General features: G+C 59.4%; 16 protein-coding genes and 1 pseudogene. 1 reads left to right on the top strand and 16 read right to left on the bottom strand.

Going from position 1 to position 17981, the window contains the following annotated elements; translation table 11 throughout:
• Positions 1 to 380 precede the first annotated feature (380 nt).
• The 13 genes from FJ319_08285 to FJ319_08225 form a co-directional block, all read right to left on the bottom strand.
• Positions 381 to 1496, bottom strand: coding sequence for a glycosyltransferase (locus FJ319_08285; protein ID MBM3934283.1), 1116 nt, complete (start codon positions 1494 to 1496; stop codon positions 381 to 383).
• A 42-nt stretch (positions 1497 to 1538) separates the two neighbouring features.
• On the bottom strand, positions 1539 to 2315 hold the full coding sequence (locus FJ319_08280) for a glycosyltransferase family 2 protein (GenBank protein MBM3934282.1): 777 nt from the start codon (positions 2313 to 2315) through the stop codon (positions 1539 to 1541).
• A gap of 101 nt (positions 2316 to 2416) precedes the next feature.
• Positions 2417 to 2926 (bottom strand): glycosyltransferase family 61 protein, encoded by a 510-nt coding sequence (locus tag FJ319_08275; GenBank protein MBM3934281.1) that lies wholly within the window; start codon positions 2924 to 2926, stop codon positions 2417 to 2419.
• 694 nt (positions 2927 to 3620) lie between these two features.
• Complete coding sequence (locus FJ319_08270; GenBank protein ID MBM3934280.1) at positions 3621 to 4631, bottom strand: SDR family oxidoreductase; 1011 nt, start codon at positions 4629 to 4631, stop codon at positions 3621 to 3623.
• An 88-nt stretch (positions 4632 to 4719) separates the two neighbouring features.
• Positions 4720 to 5475 (bottom strand): ATP-binding protein, encoded by a 756-nt coding sequence (locus FJ319_08265; GenBank protein MBM3934279.1) that lies wholly within the window; start codon positions 5473 to 5475, stop codon positions 4720 to 4722.
• Entirely contained in the window at positions 5303 to 6253 is a 951-nt protein-coding gene (locus FJ319_08260; GenBank protein ID MBM3934278.1) for a glycosyltransferase, read from the bottom strand. The genes FJ319_08265 and FJ319_08260 overlap by 173 nt, the downstream gene beginning before the upstream one ends.
• A gap of 6 nt (positions 6254 to 6259) precedes the next feature.
• Positions 6260 to 7549, bottom strand: coding sequence for a glycosyltransferase (locus FJ319_08255; protein ID MBM3934277.1), 1290 nt, complete (start codon positions 7547 to 7549; stop codon positions 6260 to 6262).
• Positions 7546 to 8760 (bottom strand): glycosyltransferase family 4 protein, encoded by a 1215-nt coding sequence (locus tag FJ319_08250; protein MBM3934276.1) that lies wholly within the window; start codon positions 8758 to 8760, stop codon positions 7546 to 7548. The genes FJ319_08255 and FJ319_08250 overlap by 4 nt, the downstream gene beginning before the upstream one ends.
• Positions 8760 to 9179 (bottom strand): glycosyltransferase family 4 protein, encoded by a 420-nt coding sequence (locus FJ319_08245; protein MBM3934275.1) that lies wholly within the window; start codon positions 9177 to 9179, stop codon positions 8760 to 8762. Before FJ319_08245 ends, FJ319_08250 begins: the two co-directional genes overlap by 1 nt.
• Positions 9172 to 10458, bottom strand: coding sequence for an ABC transporter ATP-binding protein (locus tag FJ319_08240; protein ID MBM3934274.1), 1287 nt, complete (start codon positions 10456 to 10458; stop codon positions 9172 to 9174). The genes FJ319_08245 and FJ319_08240 overlap by 8 nt, the downstream gene beginning before the upstream one ends.
• 2 nt (positions 10459 to 10460) lie before the next feature.
• Positions 10461 to 11336, bottom strand: a complete 876-nt coding sequence (locus tag FJ319_08235) for an ABC transporter permease (GenBank protein ID MBM3934273.1) — start codon at positions 11334 to 11336, stop codon at positions 10461 to 10463.
• 13 nt (positions 11337 to 11349) lie between these two features.
• Positions 11350 to 12324: an SDR family NAD(P)-dependent oxidoreductase gene (locus tag FJ319_08230; GenBank protein MBM3934272.1), complete on the bottom strand. Its 975-nt coding sequence runs from the start codon at positions 12322 to 12324 to the stop codon at positions 11350 to 11352.
• The gene (locus FJ319_08225; protein MBM3934271.1) at positions 12321 to 13640 is read right to left on the bottom strand and encodes a nucleotide sugar dehydrogenase; all 1320 of its coding nucleotides are present in this window, start codon (positions 13638 to 13640) and stop codon (positions 12321 to 12323) included. Before FJ319_08225 ends, FJ319_08230 begins: the two co-directional genes overlap by 4 nt.
• A gap of 608 nt (positions 13641 to 14248) precedes the next feature.
• Here FJ319_08225 and FJ319_08220 point away from each other — a divergent pair.
• The gene (locus tag FJ319_08220) at positions 14249 to 15109 is read left to right on the top strand and encodes a sugar transferase (GenBank protein MBM3934270.1); all 861 of its coding nucleotides are present in this window, start codon (positions 14249 to 14251) and stop codon (positions 15107 to 15109) included.
• Between the two features lie 52 nt (positions 15110 to 15161).
• Here FJ319_08220 and uppS read toward each other — a convergent pair.
• The 3 genes and pseudogenes from uppS to FJ319_08205 all read right to left on the bottom strand — a co-directional run bounded on the left by uppS (position 15162) and on the right by FJ319_08205 (position 17719).
• A pseudogene (uppS, locus tag FJ319_08215) lies at positions 15162 to 16058 on the bottom strand (di-trans,poly-cis-decaprenylcistransferase).
• 131 nt (positions 16059 to 16189) lie between these two features.
• A complete protein-coding gene (locus tag FJ319_08210; protein ID MBM3934269.1) occupies positions 16190 to 16888 on the bottom strand; it encodes a CpsD/CapB family tyrosine-protein kinase in 699 nt (232 codons plus the stop codon).
• A gap of 6 nt (positions 16889 to 16894) precedes the next feature.
• Positions 16895 to 17719 carry a hypothetical protein gene (locus FJ319_08205; GenBank protein MBM3934268.1) on the bottom strand — a complete coding sequence of 275 codons (825 nt, stop codon included), beginning with the start codon at positions 17717 to 17719 and terminating at the stop codon, positions 16895 to 16897.
• Between the last annotated feature and the right edge of the window lie 262 nt (positions 17720 to 17981).

Below are 17981 nucleotides of genomic sequence, written 5' to 3'. Positions count from 1 at the left end.
ACAGTGTGCTGTGCTTCCGATACCAGCGGACAGTGGCCGCGGATAACACGGTGAGCTTTGGTGGAGAGGACCTGCAGATCGAGCCTGACAGCGAGCGGAGCACATACGCCAGGGCGACCGTAGAGGTACAGGAGCGGCTGGACGGGCGCATCGTGGTCATGCACAAGGGGCGTGAGCTGGCCAGCACGATTGCTCCCCTAAGACCCGCAGTCCTGCGAGCAAGGCGAAGAAAAGCTCAGGCGGGCAAGCGTGGAGATGGGCGTGCTGGAGACGGGTCCGTCTCCAGCACGCCCATCTCCACGCCCAAGGATCGAAAGCCAGCTCCAGATCACCCTTGGAGATCGAGACTGATTCAACCAAAACCAGTCGTACTGACAAAATCACTGAGCAGTAAGACTGACAAAGTCACTGAGCATTGACATGATTGCGGCCACGCCGTTTGCCGTGGCGGTAGCTGAAAAACGCGACCGGGCAATCTCTGGGCCGGACGTGCGCATCGAGGCGATCGACCCAGGGTCACTCATGACTGCCTTTAGAGACGCTGCCAGAGCGTTCAGGTCGCCGTGGGGGACCAGCATGCCTGTTACCCCGTTCTCCACGGTTTCTGCAACGCCGTCCACGGAATAGGCTACCACAGGCAGCCTGCAGGCCATTGCCTCGACGACAGAGCGAGGGTGAGGGTCGGAGGCAGCCGTGTGCAGAAAAAGGTCGGCGCCCTGCATGAGCCGGATAGCATCTTCCCGGAATCCCGTCAGGCAAACCCGCTTCTGGAGTCCGCCTTGCGCAATCTCCTTCCTCACAGCGTCAACATACGCCGGCTCACGGTGAAGGCTTCCGACGAGGATGAGGTGAGCGCGGGAGTCAGACGATGCTACAGTTGAAAACGCACGTACTGCCTCTATGGACCCCTTGCGCTGCGAGATGTGGGAGACACTGATTATCGCAAATGCGTCCGCTGGCAGGCCGGCGACGGCCTCAAGGTGACGACGAGCACCCTGACGGTCAGGGACGGCCATCGAATCGATCTCTACGCCGTTGTGAATAACATGGAGCCGTCCGGGCCGGCAAAACCGCTCGACGGACTTGCCGCAGGCCTCGGAGACGGCAATCACGGCGTTCGAGTACTTCAAGAAGCCCAACTCGGTCCATTTCTTCTTCCAGCCCATACTCCGGACATGGCAGATAAACGGCCTTCCGGCCAGCCGGGAGGCCACGAGCGCATTACGCGATACGCGGCTGGCGGTGTTAGCGTAGACCAGCTCGATACCTCGTCGCTTGATCAGCCTGCGCAGCCCCGGTATGGACGCGGTGCCCAGGGACTTGACCGAAACGTAAGGTATTCTCTCCGCGCGAAGAGCTTCGGCGAGCAGTCCCTCGCCCGGCATCACTACAAGCGGGTCTACCCGCTTGCCCAGATGGCGAATGAGTAGGAGGAGGCTGTTGGATGGGCCGGTCCAGTCTGCGGTGTAGGCGACGAAAAGTACGCGATCAGGCATGCGGTATTGTCATGGAGATGGTGGGCGCTTACCGGCCTGCGCCTAGCTCGGCGCCATGCGCGTGGCGCCGGCGCCCTTGCCAGCCTTCAGGGCGCGTGAAGCGCGCTTCAGCCCACCGAATTTGAGTCGTGCGAGGCCCTTGAGGTCGTAGATTGCAGTCTTGATGATCTTGACGCGACTGTCGGGATCGTCCGTCCATTTCACAGGGACTTCTTTGATCGTGTACCGGTTCTTCTCGGCGATGATCAGAAGCTCCGTGTCGAAGAACCACCCGGTGTCCTGCACGAGTGGAAGGAGCTCGTCCGCCGCTTTACGGGATATGGCTTTGAAGCCGCACTGCGCATCGTGGAACTTTGTCAGGAAAGTCACCCGGAAGATGGTGCTGTATCCCCGCGCCGTGACCTCGCGGTGAGGAGGCCGGTTGATCACTTTCGAACCCTTCATCAGGCGCGAGCCAATGGCGATATCCGCGCCGTCATGCTCGATCGCCCCAACAAGCTGAGGGAAATGGTTGAGGTCGGTGGAGAGGTCAACGTCCATGTAGCTGACAATGTCGGCCTTGCTCTCCAGCCAGCGCCGCTTCACCGCGCGACCGCGCCCGCGCTGCTCCATGCGCACCCAGCCCACATTGTTGAACTCGCTGGACAGCCGCGTAGCGACATCAGGCGTGGAGTCCGTCGACCCGTTGTCCATGACCGTGATGCGCCAATCGCGGCCCGGAAAAGCCTGCTCCATGAAGCCGTGCAGCTTTGCGATGCTTGGAGGCAGGTCCTTCTCCTCGTTCAGGACCGGGATAACCACCTCAATGGAGGCAGGCATAGGCGGGACACCTCTGGGAAATCGGAGTCTTACGTCTTAAAGACGCGCATGTATTCTAACTATTAGATTACCACGTTCCGCAAAAGCCTTCGCTCGCACGACTACCCTATCAGCGAGTCCAAACGCCTTTTCAGAACGTCGATATCTACAAACATGTCCTCATTCTTGCTCTTTTGTCTAACCTGGACGAAGTGATGCTCGTGACCCAACGTGGCGGCGAGTCGCACAAAATGGCGGGCCGATGGATTCGGGTCTCCAAGGAACTCGATAACCTTGGCATGTTGTGAGAACAACATGTTTGTGAGGCCGGCTCCATGCGGTCCGACTATCAATTCCGCCTGCCGAAACAACCTGACTTGCTCTTCCAGGGATAGAATCTCCGAGTTGACGACACCAATTCCGTATGCCGACAGGCATTCGACGACTTCGGCCTCGTTAATGACTCTGCGGCGGCTTGCCATTGAGCGGGAAACATAAATTCGACGAGGTGAGGATGAAGTTCCCACGGGGACATGTCTAAAGACGGCCTGGCGGACATAGTCCAGGAACTCATGAGGCACGTACAGGTTGGTCCGATCACGTATGTAGGTGGGTAAGAGCATCTCTTCCAATCGGACCACCGGGTGCCCATCTATGCATTAGAGCCTCATATTCGGCGGCAAAAGCCAAAACAGGGACTTCGTTTGATAGGCTTTCAAGTCGCCAGGGATCAAAACCGTGATAGCAGACCGAGCCGCGGTTTCGATGAGTCGTAGTCTTGGAAGAGTATCTATAAACCAATGGTAGTAGTTTCGGTCAAACTGCGTGGAAATCGTAGCGAAAGTCCCACCTGTCAGAGTCCTTGCCTTGCTGGTTTCCGTTGGACCCAGCATGACTTCTATTCGTGAGGGTCGAGACTTGGTGGTCGATTCGGCGAGTATCTTGGCATCTTCAACACGTACCATCCCGTTTTTGACATTTAGGTGGGATCCCCTGCAGTCGATAGACGAGGAGATCTCTTTCGGTGCCCCGCGCACTATCACCAGCGATCAACCGTGCTCGCTGATGTAAAGGGATGTCGTATGGCACTACTTCCTTGGCGAGAAGCCATTGAGGAGACGCGCTCCTATCGATACTGACAATTCCAGACTCAAAATAACGCCATGCTATTAGATTCAGCCTTCGCTTCGCCGACATGCGGAGGCTGTTAGGGAACCTCTGGTATATCCAAATGAATAAGCGGCGCATAAAGGCTGACCCCCGAGTAGGTTTTGGTTTATTCAGGCGGCGTCAACGGCATCGACAAACCAAGTGAGCAGCTGCGGTTCAGGCCGGTACCTTGCCGACCTTCTCCATGAAGTAAGGCACAACCTTCGCGAGGCCTTCCTTGCGCGGCACGCGCGGCTCCCAGCCCAGCAGCTTCCTTGTGCGCGTCAGGTCCGGCCGCCGCACTAGGGGGTCATCCTTCGGCAGCGGGCTGAATACGATCTTGCTGGAGCTGCCGGTCAGCGCAATGATCTCCTGCGCGACTTCCAGGATGGTGACTTCCTCGGGGTTACCGATGTTGCAGATGAGCTCGTCGTTGGGCTTTCGGTCGACCATGAGGAGGCGGTAGAGGCCTTCTACCGTATCGTCTACGTAGGTGAGTGAGCGGGTTTGGGAGCCGTCTCCGTACACTGTGACGGGCTCGTTACGTATGGCCTGGGTCATGAAGGCGGGTACGGCGCGGCCGTCGTTTACGCGCATGCGCGGGCCGTACGTATTGAATAAACGGGCAATACGTACATCAAGGTTGTGCGTGTGCAGGTAAGCGCTGCTGATGGCCTCGGCGAAGCGCTTGGCTTCGTCGTAGACGCTGCGAGAACCGACGGGGTTCACGTGGCCGTAGTAGGACTCGGGCTGGGGGTTGACCTCGGGGTCGCCGTAGACCTCTGAGCTGGAGGCGAGCAGGAAGCGGGACTTGTGCGCCCGCGCGAGGCCGAGAGCGTAGTAGGTGCCGAGCGCGCCCACCTTGAGGGTGTGGATAGGGTGCCGGGCGTAATCCTTCGGGCTGGCCGGGCTGGCGAAGTGCAGGAGGTAGTCTACCCGCACGTCCGGGTTCGGGTGACCGGCGGCCCGCAGGAGGTCCCCCAGGTTGATCGGGTGGGTAACATCGTGATGGACGAGGGTGAATTTGGGGTTGCCGACAAGGTGCCGGATATTGTCGTCCGTGCCGGTGATCAGGTTGTCCATGCAGATCACGGAATGTCCGACCGACAGGAGCTTTTCACACAGGTGGGAGCCGAGGAATCCGGCGCCTCCGGTGATAAGCGATGTGGGGGACTTGGCTTCGGTCATTTAATTGGGGCCTCCAGCGCCTGCGGACTGCCGCATTGGCATATTAGTTGGGCGTGCTGAAAAATTCTACAATAAATCGAGCGTGGGTTCATGGGCTTCGCCGACCGGCGGTGGACCGGCGGGCGGCCTCGATGACGAATTCTGCCCGCTCAGGGACGGGGAGCACAGGCACTTCGATGATACCGTAGCCTAGTTCCGAGTACACCTGCCTTATGAAGGCATGGATCCGCGCGGCGGTCGCCCTGGACTCTTCGCGTAGCGGGTCGATGTTCCGGGCGTCTACCAGGTCAAGCAGGAATGCGACGGTGTAGCGGTCCCGGGCACTGTCCAGTATCTCAGGGAAGGGGGTGTGCCCGTAGTGCCGGATATAGGCCAGGCCGTCCGGCGTGCCCCTGTCCAGGAAGGCCATTTCGGAGTCTATCTCCGCCTCTCGCGTTAGCTGCAGGGCCAGGACATGCCGCTGGAACGATATCGTATCTTTCCATGGAAGCACGTCTGAGCCAAGCCGGACCTGCTCCGTGATTATGTCCCTTGCGGCCTCTCGCACGGTCGCGAAGCCCATCGAGGACAGGTGCTCCACCAGGGTGGTCTTGCCCGCGCCCGGGCCGCCGGTAAGGACGAAGCGGTACTGTTTATTTGGGACTGCTGGCGTCGACATCCTCTGATTGGTCTTAGTCGTCGTCATTGCGGCCGGCCGCTGGTAGCGGCCGGGCCTTTTTGACCAGGCGTGCGGGAAGCAGGCCTCGCCCGAGAAGTCGAATTGACTGGAGGGCCTCGCTATCCGCGCGCCACGAAGCTGTGATTGCCTTAATTGCATATTTTCGACTTTCCGCGGGCCGGTCATTAGCCAGCAGCGCGGCGATGCGTCTATAGTGCCACCAGCGTACCCGCGGCAGGAGGCGCCGGCAGTCCGTCGAGATTCCCTGTTCGATGTTCTCCAGGAGGCCGATCCTGCCCTCGGCCATTTTCACGCGGTTCTTCGTCATTGCGTCCGGGCGCGTCCTTTCAAACCTTATCAGTTCCTGGTCGATGTACTTGATTCTGTCCTCTTTGGAGAGGCGGAGCCACATGTCCCGGTCTTCGCAGGAGACGAGGCGCTCATCGAAAGGTCCCAGGCGGTCGAAGCACTCCCTTCGCACAACAATAGAGGACGTTGCCCCGTAAAGAACATTTTTGAAAAGCAGTTGCCGATAGAGCTCCCTGGGTTCCCGCTGAATTCCGCGCATCACCTTCGTTTGGCCGCCAGGCAACACAAACCTCGCCGCGCCATAGCAGGCGCTGAACGCGGAGTCCGCCATCGCGGCGAACTGGAGAGAGAGCTTTTCAGGCAGCCATTCATCATCGCAATCAAGGAATGATATGAGGTCTGCCGCGGACTCATTAATTCCGGTATTTCTGGCCCCCGGCAAGCCTTTGTTCGGCTGGTAAAGGTACCGAACGCGCTTGTCGCCGAGGTAAGCCTTCACGACCTCAGAAGTATCGTCAGTGGAGCCGTCGTCCACGACGATAAGCTCAAAATCTGGGAAAATCTGTCCGAGTACGCTGCCAATGGACCTGGGCAGGAACGCCGCACCATTGAATGCCGGAATGACCACGCTGATTGCAGGCTTACGGTTAACCATCGGGTATTACTGGCCGGTAGTAGCCGCGCCGGAAACATCACCAATTCGAGTGCGTTTGAAGCGCCGCGCGGCACTGCGCGCGACGATGCCGGGGGACAGCGCTATTGCCCAGGCAACCATCCCGGCCGCTCCATTCAACTTCGCTGTGTCCACCAATTGCCTGAAGTGCGACAGACGAGACAGAGGTCCGGGCGCGCCCGGCAAGACGCGAAGGTTCAGCAGGGAAGAGAGAACAGTCCTTCCGAAGCCGGGTCTGTGGGTAATCTGTGGCCATTCTCTAGATAGAAAGCGCAAGGTCGCCAACAGCCTCGATCTTGACGGTCCATATTGAGGCGGGATCTCTGAGGGCACTTCTCTTCCGACGTACGTTGGTGAGACACCAAACCGGCCGGGCTGTTCCCAGAGCTCGGCAGGAAGGTTTAGCCGCCCCCAGGTGAACAGTTCGGCAGCCGATTCAGCCCAGCCCATCTTGAGAGCTCGGCCGACATTGTAGTTCCAGAGGTGAATGATGGACCTTTCTGCGCCGGCCGTGGATACAGGCGTGGCGACAACGGCGGATTGGATGCAGCGCGGGTCCGGGGTGGCGGCGCGCAGGGCGACGATTCGTTGCGTCTCCATGAACCGGATTGTCTTCGTGCTCAGGCTGTTGTCGCTCACCCGGTACATTGCCAGCGCCTCCGGCACAGCGGCAAATCGTACGCCTGTGCGCACCATTCTTATTAGCAGGTCCCAGTCCTGGCAGTGCTTTATGGATTCGTCAAAGAGGCCAGTCTTTTCCAGTATGGACCGGCCGAATACGTATGCTACCGGCGGCGTTGCATTGGAGTACGCGATTCGTTCGAAGGTATAGCGCTCTGGCGGCGCGGCTGCGAACCGCTTCAACACGGTACCGTCGTCCCTGAAGTGGATGTAACCGGCGGTCAGGCAGAGGCCCTCCGGGGCCAGTCCATGGGCCTTCTCGGCCTCCACGATGCGCTCGTAGAAGTCGGCCGAGATCTTGTCGTCGCCGTCAAGACAATGGACAAGCCGGCCGGTGGCGATCTTCAGGGCGCTATTTCTGGCGGCCCCGAGTCCCTTATTTGCCTGGCTTATCACTCTAAGCCGAGAGTCTCTTTTCGCCCAAGTCTCGGCGATCTGCTGAGTGGTGTCAGATGACCCGTCATTAACTATGATGCCTTCCCAGTCGAGGAAGGTCTGGCCAACCAGGGAAACGAGGGTTTCCTCAAGCGTCCGGGCGGAGTTGAAGCAGGGGATGATTACTGAGATGGCCGTGTTGCGGCTGGACTCTTGTATCACTCCCGCCTGCCGCCGGACCGAGCGCGAACACGCTCGGTGATGTACTTCTCGACCAGAGGAACGGTCCGGTCGGGGTGCAAGGCGCTGATCCTCTCTCGCGCCGCTTCGCCGACACGACTGCGATCAGCGCTCCGAAGTACTTCCGTGGCTACGCGGGCCAGATCCTCGTGATCCCCATTTCGAAAGAGGTAGCCGCTGATTCCGTCATCGAATAGCTCTTCGAAGCTCGCACCTGACGAAGCTATTACCGGCTTCCCCAGGGCCATGGCCTCCATGCAAGCGTTGGGAAGGTTGTCGATCCTGGAGGGGAAAACGACCGCCTCCGCATGTCGAATTACAGGGTAAAGCTGCTCGTGCCGCATGTCGTCCAGGAAAATGACGCGATCGGCGCAGTCGCCTGCCCACTCCCTGACGCTGGAGCGCATGGAACCTGTCTCCCGGTCCGCCCAATCGTTTCCGACGAAGACCGCGCGCAGCCCGCTGTTGCCGCCGAGAATTGTTGGGAGCGCCCTGGCGAGAACGTCGACTCCTTTATGTTTCTGCAAACGCGAAAAGTAGAGCAGGTACGGCAGTCCTTTGAGATGCTTTTCATAGACCGACGCGTCTTCAACGCAAGGCTCCAGGTAGAAAGTTGTGGGCAGTACATCCACCTTTCTCCTGCACTCCTTCTCGATAATGGCGGCAAGATACTTGCTTGGCCCATACACGTGGGGGAACCGTCTTACCTGAAGTGCTTCCAATTTGTAGCGGACCCCCGCGCTTTTGGTCTGGCGCACCATGGCGAGCTCATTCCACAACGGCCGGTGGCTGGACATCCGCGTTGCCGCGGCGTAGGGCCTTCCCGGCAGTAAAAATGCTATGCCGACCGCGCGAACGTTCGAGCATTGCACGTAAGTCAAGCGGCGCTGGCGGTGGAGAAAATTCACGACTTGCCTGGCGGAAACAGAGAATGCAATGTCCTTTGCGGCTTCGGGCTGTCTTCTGAGAGTGATCGCGTTGAGAATTCTCTGCGTCGTTCTGGAAGGCGCGACACGAAGAATGGTAACGCCGTTGTGTGTGAATGGCGGGCTTTTCTTCTCGGCCCTGACGATGACGAATACCTCGTGGCCTCTCTGCGCCAGCAAGGGGCACAGGCGGCCGAGATAGTTGGCGAGCCCGGCGGCGAAGTACTTCTCAGTTACGTACTCAGGTGTGATGAAGACCAGGCGCATCAGGAACGGGATTCGGGGCTGGCCAGCATTTGTTCGAACAGGGCGCCGTACTGCCGGGCGATCAGTGGACTGTCGAAGTCCATTGCCCGCCTCGCCCCGGCCTGTCCCATGCGCCGGGCAAGCGAACGGTCCTCCAGAACGACGGCGATTCCCGCGCCCATGACATCGATGTCGCCCGGCCTTACGAGAACGCCGTTTTCCATGTGCGTCAGGATCTCGGAGGGGCCGTAATCGCAATCGAAAGAGACGACTGGGCAGCCTGCCGCCATCCCTTCCAGCAGAGCGAGGGGGAGGCCTTCGTACCTGGATGCGAGCACGTAGCACGATGCCGATTTCATGTATCCCCAGAGGTTGCTTTTGAAACCTGGGAGGTGGACACGGCCGGCAAGCCCGAGAGACCGGACCGTCTCTTCAAGCATCGGGCGCTCCGGACAACGTTCCTAAATGCCACTTAACATTAGGTTTAACGAAGCCGGACTTACCTTGAGGGTTCACCATTCCGTCGTTGACGGTAAGAATAGCACCCTTCTTTATTCCGTAGGTGACGCGCATCGTCGGATCTTGAAAGCTAAAACCTATGTGGTATCGGCCTGACTTCAACTGGATCGGGTCAAATTGAATGTGAAGTTCGCCATCGCCTTGAAGCTTGAAGCCACTCCCCAGTGGAGGGACGTACTTTTCGGCAAAAATTCTTATGCCAATCGGGTCATCCAAGAAGACAAAGCCCACGAAGTTCGTTAGGGGTCTCTTTGCACGATAGCGTACTCTGAGAACAAGTGTGTCCGAGTCTCGGAAGACTTCTTTCGGAAGCCCTAGCGTATCAACAACATCCATCGAGGTTATCTCAACGTCGCCAGTCAGTTTGTCTCGATTCGTTCTTGCCTCGAATAGCAGGCGTTCCCGAGCAGCGTCGTCGAATATCATTCTAGCCCTACCAGACAGGTCATCACCGTAGTAACGGGCAATAAGAACGGACTTCTCGCCTTCATGCGGTTCACCATGATCCATAAGTACGACTCGGTTGCACAATCCATCCACTGAGACGATGTCGTGGGAGATGAACACGACGGCCACTTTGCCGCTATCCACCAGCTTCCAGATGCGCTCCATGGACTTCGCCTTGAACTCGGCATCGCCGACGGACAGGACCTCGTCGATGAGCAGGATGTCCGGCTCCAGGTGCGCCACCACGCTGAATCCCAGGCGGGCGAGCATGCCGGAGCTGTAGGTGCGCACGGGGCTGTCCAGAAATTCCTTCACGCCGGAGAAGTCCACAATCTCGTCGAACTTGCGCTGGACCTCTTTGCGGCTCATGCCGCGGACCATGCCTGAGATGTAGATGTTCTCGCGGCCGGAGAGCACGGGATGGAAGCCAGCGCCGAGCTGTATGAGCGCGCCCACGGAGCCCCGCACGGTGATCTTACCCGCGTCCGGCTTGATGAGGCCGTTGATGGCGCGCAGCATGGTGGTCTTGCCGGCGCCGTTGTGCCCGATGATGCCGAGCACCTCGCCGCGGCGGACCTCGAGCGACGCCTCCTTGAGGGCCCAGAACTCGCCTTTGCGGAGCTTGCGGGAGCGGCCGGAGCTGAGGGTGACCTCGAAGGCCAGGTCCTTCACGCCGTACCATAGCGAGCGCTTGAGATCGCGGCAGAACTTCTTCGAGATGTTGTCTACGGATATCAGTACTTCGCCCGGCATGGCTACCCGCCCATCTTTTCGATGATGATCGGCATCACCAGGCGATAGAGCACCAGCCCGAGGAAGACCCCGACGAGAGACGCAACCACCACAACTGCGAAGCTCACGGGGTCGGACATCGCGCCCTCGGTGGCGAGCTCACGCGAGCCGGTGATGAGCGGCGCGACCGGGTTTACGCGCGAGACGAGCGCGATTATGCCGTTCCTGGGGGCCGCGTAAACGACCGGGGTGATGAGCATCCAGGGAAGGGTGATTGTCGTCAGGAATGACGCCGCGTCCGAGTAGAGCGATCCGACGGGCGCAAGCAGCAGGCCTATCGAGAAGCCCAGGAGCATCACCGAGAGGGCGGCGATGGGAAACAGCAGGACGCCGATGGAAAGGTCCAGCCCGAACGCCACGAACAGTACTGCAAGAATGACGAGGCTTATGCAGAACTCGTACAGGACCTGCGTGATGGAGGAGACGATGATCGCCTCCCTGGGGAAGTTGAGCTTCGCCAGCATGGGCTTTGCGCGTTGGACGGCGGTGAGCGGCGCCATGAGGCTTGCGGTGAACATGCGCCAGAGCACCGTGCCGATCAGGACGAAGACGGGGTAGGGCACGTTGCCGGTGTCGATCGTTATGACCTTGCGGCTGTTCAGAGCGATGAAGATGAACGCGGTCATTACGGGCGGGACGAACTTCCAGGCGATGCCGAGCAGCGATTGCCGGTACTTCGCCGAAATATCGCGCTTGGCGAGCTCCCAGCCGAGCGGCCGTGCGGCCCGGAGGTCGCGGACCATGGACCGCAGCAGGAGGCCCGGGCGGCGTAGGCCGAACTCGGGCGAGTATACCGTCTCCGGCAGGCTGGATGTTTTGGTGGTTAAGGCGTTTGACATGCTGACGGTCCGCCTACCCCGTGCTCAGCTTGCTGGCCCAGCTGCGGTTCTCCAGGTACCACCTCACCAGGTTCTTGATGCCCTGGTCGATTTTCACCTGGGGCCGCCATCCCAGCATCTCCTCAGCCTTGTGAATATCCGCCCAGGTAGCGGGGACGTCGGCCTTCGGGAATGGGCCGTACTCGATGTTGGCCTTCTTCTCCAGAAGGTGCTCGATCATTCTGATCGTGTCCATGAGCACCGTGGGCGTATCCGAGCCCAGGTTGATCGTTTCGTACCCTACGGGCTTTAGCGCCGCAATGGTGCCGCGGGCGATATCGTCCACGTAGGTGAAGTCGCGGGACTGCTTGCCGTCGCCGTTTACTTTGACGGGCTCGCCCTCAGAGATCCACTTTACGAAGCGGAAGAGGCTCATGTCCGGCCTGCCGGCGGGGCCGTAGACCGTGAAATACCTGACCACCGTGACATCGATGTCGAACAGATAGTGGTAGGTGTAGCAGAAGGCCTCGGCGGCCTTCTTGGACGCAGCGTAAGGGGAGACGGGCGTATCCGTCTTAGCATTCTCGCTGAACGGCTGGGGGTTGTTCGCGCCGTACAGGCTGGAGGTTGAGGAGAGAACGAACTTCTTTACGCCCGTCTCCTTGCACATCTCCAGCAAGTTGAGCGTGCCCATGATGTTCGTATCTATGTACACCCAGGGGTTCTCCACGGACTGCCGGACACCGGCGCGGGCGGCGGTGTTTACCACGCCGTCGAACTTCTTGCCGGCGAAGACCTGGCGTACCGCCGACTTATCCGAGATGTCCGCGCGGATGAATGTGAAGCCGGGTTTGCCGACCAGGCGGTTGTGGCGCCACTCCTTCAGACGCACGTCGTACGCGTCGCTGAAGTTGTCGATGCCGGTGACGGTGTCTCCGCGCTCCAGCAGCATGCGGGTGATGGTGGAGCCTATGAATCCGGCGCTGCCGGTGACCAGGTAATTGCTCACAGCTTTACTACACGTCCTGTCTTGGATTTTACGGCCGCGGCCGCGTTGCGGGTGTCGACGACCAGCTTCGAGTTCTCGACGACCATCTTCCAGTCGTATGCGCTGTGGGCGGTGGTAATTACCGCGCAGTCGTAGCCCCTGAGGACGCTCGGGCCGATGGAGACGGACTGGTGGCGCTTGCCTTCAAGCTCGAAAGAGTCGACGTGCGGGTCGTTGTAGCTGACGTGCGCGCCCCTCTTCTCCAGGAGGTCGATCACCTCAAGCGCAGGGGACTCTCGCATATCGTCAACGTTGGCCTTGTAGGCGACTCCCAGGACGATCACCTTGGAGCCCTTCAGCGACTTGCAGTCGTCGTTCAGGGCGTCGGCGACCTTGCCGACGACGTAGGCGGGCATGCCGAAGTTGACCTCTTCGGCGATCTGGATGAAGCGCGCGGTGTAGTTCAGGCTCCGCATCTTCCACGCCAGGTACTGGGGGTCGATGGGGATGCAGTGGCCGCCCAGACCGGGGCCGGGATAGAAGGGCATGTAGCCGAACGGCTTGGTCTTGGCGGCGTCGATGACTTCCCAGACGTCCACTCCGAGGCGGTTGCACATGATGGCGATCTCGTTGACGAGGCCGATGTTGGTAGCGCGGAAGGTGTTCTCCAGGAGCTTGACCATCTCAGCGGCTTTGGCGGAGGAGACGGGGATAACGCGCTCGATCGCGCTGCCGTAGAGCTTCATGGCGGCCTGCAATGAGTTCGGCTCAACGCCGCCGATCACCTTGGGGGTGTTACGGACGGTGTAGTCCTTGCGGCCGGGATCGATGCGCTCCGGGGAGAATGCAAGGAAGAAGTCTGTTCCAACCTTGAGCTTGCGCCCGCCTGAGCTCTCCATCCGCGGGAGGACTATCTCTTCTGTGGTGCCGGGGTACGTTGTGCTCTCCAGGACGACGAGCATTCCGGGGTGCATGTACTTCGCAATCTGGTCCGCGGCGGAGACTATAAAGGAAAGGTCCGGGTCCTTGGTCTTGCTGAGCGGAGTCGGGACGCAGACGATGGCCGCGTCCGCCTGGGCGATTGCGGTGTAATCCGGGTACGCTGTCAGGCTGCCGGTGGCGCCGGCGGCGCCGATGCGGGCGAGTCGCTCGGAAGGGATGTCCGCTATGTACGACTTCTTAGCATTGATCGAGTCCACTTTGCGGCGGTCCAGGTCTATCCCGATTACGCGAAAACCATTCTCGGCGAAAGCGACCGCCAGGGGCAGGCCGACGTAGCCGAGTCCGACGATTGCGACCGCTGCTTTTCGATCTTCGATCTTCTTAAGTAGCTCCATGCATCCTTCCTGATCACCACTCTGCTCCACTCACAATTCACGCCGTCCGGGCCGAAAGCGGCCGGGATTTTGCCGGTCCCAGGCGTACTTCCGCAGAAATTCGCAATAGCTTCGGCACCCCGTGTTGCGCCGGGTCCTGGAAAGTACCTTGAGGACAGGTCCGGAGCTAACGCTGCGACAGACGGTGTCCGATGTAGATTTCAGCCCATAAAGTCAACAGGAAATTTCAGATCGAATTCACATGCGAAGGGCGGCGAGGTGTGGGCTGCCGGGGAGTTCGATGCGCTCGTCCGACCGGGGATCACCTGCATGGGCACGGGGTGCGGTTGAGCGCAGCGACGTCCTGTTTTTCGTCACACGTTCATTTTCGGAACGCATAACGCAATTGTAAATATATCGGAGGGTCTTTATAGCTTCAAGTACCTGAAGACGCAGCGTTCAATGGGCGTGCGGGGCACTCGCGCTCCTGCCCGATTTGCCGGGTGTTTGGCATTTTGGAAAAGTCCGCCTAGTCCCATCGTGTCAAAAGGCGTTGAAATAGTGGCGCGCAGCGGTCTATAATGCGCCTCGTGGTCTAAAGAGACGTTTATTTGGACTAGTCAACATGGATGAGCGGTAAATCGCTATGGCATCCGGATTTGGCGGAGGGTCCACCACAAGGCGCTATGAACACAAAAGAAACTCCATCCGGCGGCGTCGCTCTCCTTGAAAAGGAGTCCTCTGCGTCTGACCAGGCGGTAGTCGAGCGGCAGCCGTCGACACCATCAATCACGGCCGGAATGCCCGCGCGCGACGGGTATAAGCGCGCCCTGGATCTGACGATACTCCTAACGTCCCACCTGTTCCTATTGCCTGTTTGGGCTGCGTTCTGGGTGATCATTCCCCTTGCGATCTGGATTTCGGACAGGGGACCGGTCTTTTACCGGCAGACTCGACTGGGCAAGAACGGGAAACTGTTCAAGGTTATCAAGTTCCGCACGATGATCCCGGATGCTGAGAAGTACACCGGCGCCGTGTGGTCTACCGAGAACGATCCCAGGATAACTCGCGTGGGACGTGTTCTCAGGAAGTTCAGGCTGGACGAGATGCCGCAGCTCATTAACATCCTGAAGGGTGAGATGAGTTTCGTGGGGTCCAGGCCTGAGCGGCCAGAGATGGCCAACGAGTTCTGCAAGACAGTGCCGAATTTCCATGCCCGCCTCAGGGTGCGGCCCGGGATCGCAGGCCTGGCGCAGGCGCGGGGGCGGTACGCCACACGGCCCAAGGACAAGCTCCGCTACGACAACCTTTACATCTTAACCCTGAACCCTGTGATGGACGTCGAACTGCTCGTCGTATCTGTACTGGTGGCGTTCAAGGAGACCCTCACAACCCGCACAAGGTCAAGGCAGGGGTCCAGTCCAAGACGCAGTCCGTATCGACAGCTATCGGATCGTAGTCACAGTCGGGCAAGAGTGAAAAGCAAATAGGAGCGGCTATTGCGCTCCCATTTGCTTTTCACTCTGTTACAACAGGCGTCGACTACTTACCAAACCGCCTCTGGCGATTCTGATAGCTCCTGATCGCGCGCAGGAAGTCTATTTTCCTGAACGCCGGCCAGGGGGCATCACAGAAATAGAGCTCACTGTAAACGCTCTACCAGAGGAGGAAGCCGCTGAGGCGTACCTCCCCGCTGGTCCGAATTATCAGGTCAGGCTCCGGCTCGTCCGGGGAGTAAAGGAAGGACTCCAGGTCCTCCTTCGAAAGGGCGTCAGCCATCTCTCGGGCGGACACGCCCGCCTCGGCCCAGGCGCGGACCATGCGCCTTACAGCGTCCATGATCTCATCCCTGCCGCCATAGGCAACGGCGACGTTCAGGATGTTCGGCCCGGAACCACGCGTTTTTTCTTTCGCCGCCTCTATCTGCCTTCGCACATCGTCCGGTAGCAGGTCCACCCTTCCGACGGCCCGCACCTGCCGGGCGGAGGGCCCTGTGGAGAGATCGCGCGCCAGAACAGCAAGCCGGTCCTTTACTATCTCCAGCGGCTTTCTTACCTCCTCCGGGTCACGGCTGAGGTTGTCGGTGGAAAGTGCCCACAAGGTCACGACAGGAATCGAAAACTGGTCGCACCACCGGACTACTTCGCTGACTTTCCCTGCCCCATACCTGTGACCTTCGGTTACATCCGGCAAGCCGGATTCCGCTGCAAACCGCCGGTTGCCGTCCAGGATCAGCGCGATGTGGTTAGGACGCGGCCTGCTCAGTACCTCTGCGATCAGCTGGCGCTCATAAGAGCTGTAGATTAGAGACGCGACCGGAGCGAGGGCGGAGGAGCGCAATAACCTGTTGATGGTCTTGCTGAAGGGGAGAGTGACTTTGAAGTCGCTGGGCTGCGCAGACCCTGCGGGCAGCCTGTGCTGTGCGGTGTTGTCGGACATGTCGCTCGGAGGGCCTCCTGAGGCGAATCACAGCCATCGTACCAGATAGCTCAACGTGCCGATAGTTGGAGCAAAGCAAGAAGCCCCGGTATTCGCCAGGGCTTCTTGTCCAGATTGACGCCACAAATGCGCTAGTTCGGGTTCTTGGGCTTTCCGGCCAGCAGATCACGGGTCCAGTCCAGGGGCTTCCTGTACGCGGGGGTGTGGCCGTTCGTCTTTGCGCCCTCTTCCGCAGCGTAGTAGCTGTAATAGTAGCTGTAGTAGTAATAGTCGTAGTAGTAGGGGTAGTTATACCCGTACCCAAACCGGACGCGCTTCAGCTTATTAATTACGACGCCCACGATGTTCACCTGCGTGTTCCGCAGAGTGTCCAGGGCCGCCTTCAGCGAAGACGAGCGGGTCTTGAGGCCGTCCACCACCGCTATCGCGCCATCCACCTGCGCCGCGATTATCGCGGAGTCAGCGACAACGAGAACCGGCGGGCTGTCCACAAGAACGATATCGAACTGCTCCTTGAGCTGCTCGATCAGGACCTTCATGCGCGGCGACCCCAGAAGCTCGGCAGGGTTGGGCGGTATTGGGCCGCCGGGAATAACGAAGACTCCTTCAACGGCGGTCTTGTGAAGCACCTGCCCAACGGTGGTGGTTGGCTCGGCGAGGAAGTTGGATACTCCCGGCTCCTTGGTCTGAAGGTTAAACCGCTTGTGCATCGTGGGACGGCGCATGTCGCCGTCGATCACAACGATGCGCTTCCCCGTCTGCGCAAGGGTGACCGAAATGTTGCTGATGATCGTGCTCTTTCCGTCGCCCGGCCCCGGAGATGTCACCATGATCACTCAAGCAGGGTGTTTGACGGTAGCGAACTGGAGGTTCGCCCTGATCTGCCGGAACGCCTCAGCGTATCCGGAAGACGGGTACTTCCACACGATAAGGTCGTCGGTGGTGATGTACTTCACGCTCCACCGGAACACTGCGCCGATAGCGTTGACTCCGAAGCGCCGCTTCATATCCCCGGCGTTATTCACGGTATCACCGAGGCTAGATAGCACCAGGGCGGCGGCGACGGCGAGGACAAGCCCGATCAACCCGCCGATCATGGCCGACCTGCGCAGCTGCGGAAGAACGGGCCGCGTGGGTACGACCACCTCGTCCAGGAGCCTCATGTTGTCGAGCGTGGCGTTGAAGCTCGCAAGCAGCTGCTCCGTCGGAAGCCCCTGCGCGTCGTAGGAGCCAACCTGCCTAGAGATGACGGTCAGCTTGCGTTCGTATTCGTAATTTGGGAACGACGCGGCGATCTTGTCGGCGATGCTGGCTGCAAAATCCGGGTTGCCGTGCTTGACACGGATATCCAGGAGCGGAGGAGATTCACCGATCCTGACAGTGATCATGCTATTGAGCCCGTTGGGTGTAACCTCCAGGCCGTGATCCGAGATCATGCGCTGGAGGAAGAGGGTCGATTTCACCGTGCGCGAGTATATCTGTGCCAACTGGAGGCTCAGGTTGTAGTCGCTCGCGCCTGTGGACTGGCTGGACTGCCGCTGCTCAACAAGCAGGATGGCCCTGGCCTCGTACACCTTCGCCTGGCTGTTCGAGGTGTAGTAGCCGATTACCGCGCCCGCGATGGGCAGCAAGAGAAAGAGCCACCAGTAAGCCAGAAGCATGCCTATGTAACGTCGTATATCTACACTTTCTTCTTCGATGGTGGACGCTCCTTTAGGCGTGTTAGCGGAGTTGAAACGGGCTGAAGCTCTAGTAGCTCTTGCGCGCGTGTTATAGGACGGGAGGGTGAAGCTATCTGTAGCAGAAGTCTTCCAAGACAAAGGATAGCATTCCCTAAATATGTAGACAATGCCCGTCTTTCAGGTTCCAGGCTGCCAGCCATAATGTTACTGAAAACGCCGAACCCTTGCATGGGATTCGGAG

This window comes from SAR202 cluster bacterium, from assembly GCA_016872355.1.
Lineage (GTDB): Bacteria > Chloroflexota > Dehalococcoidia > Lucifugimonadales > VGZY01 > VGZY01.
The sequence above is the reverse complement of the archived record's forward strand: the minus strand, read 5'-3'. Positions and strand labels throughout refer to the sequence as shown.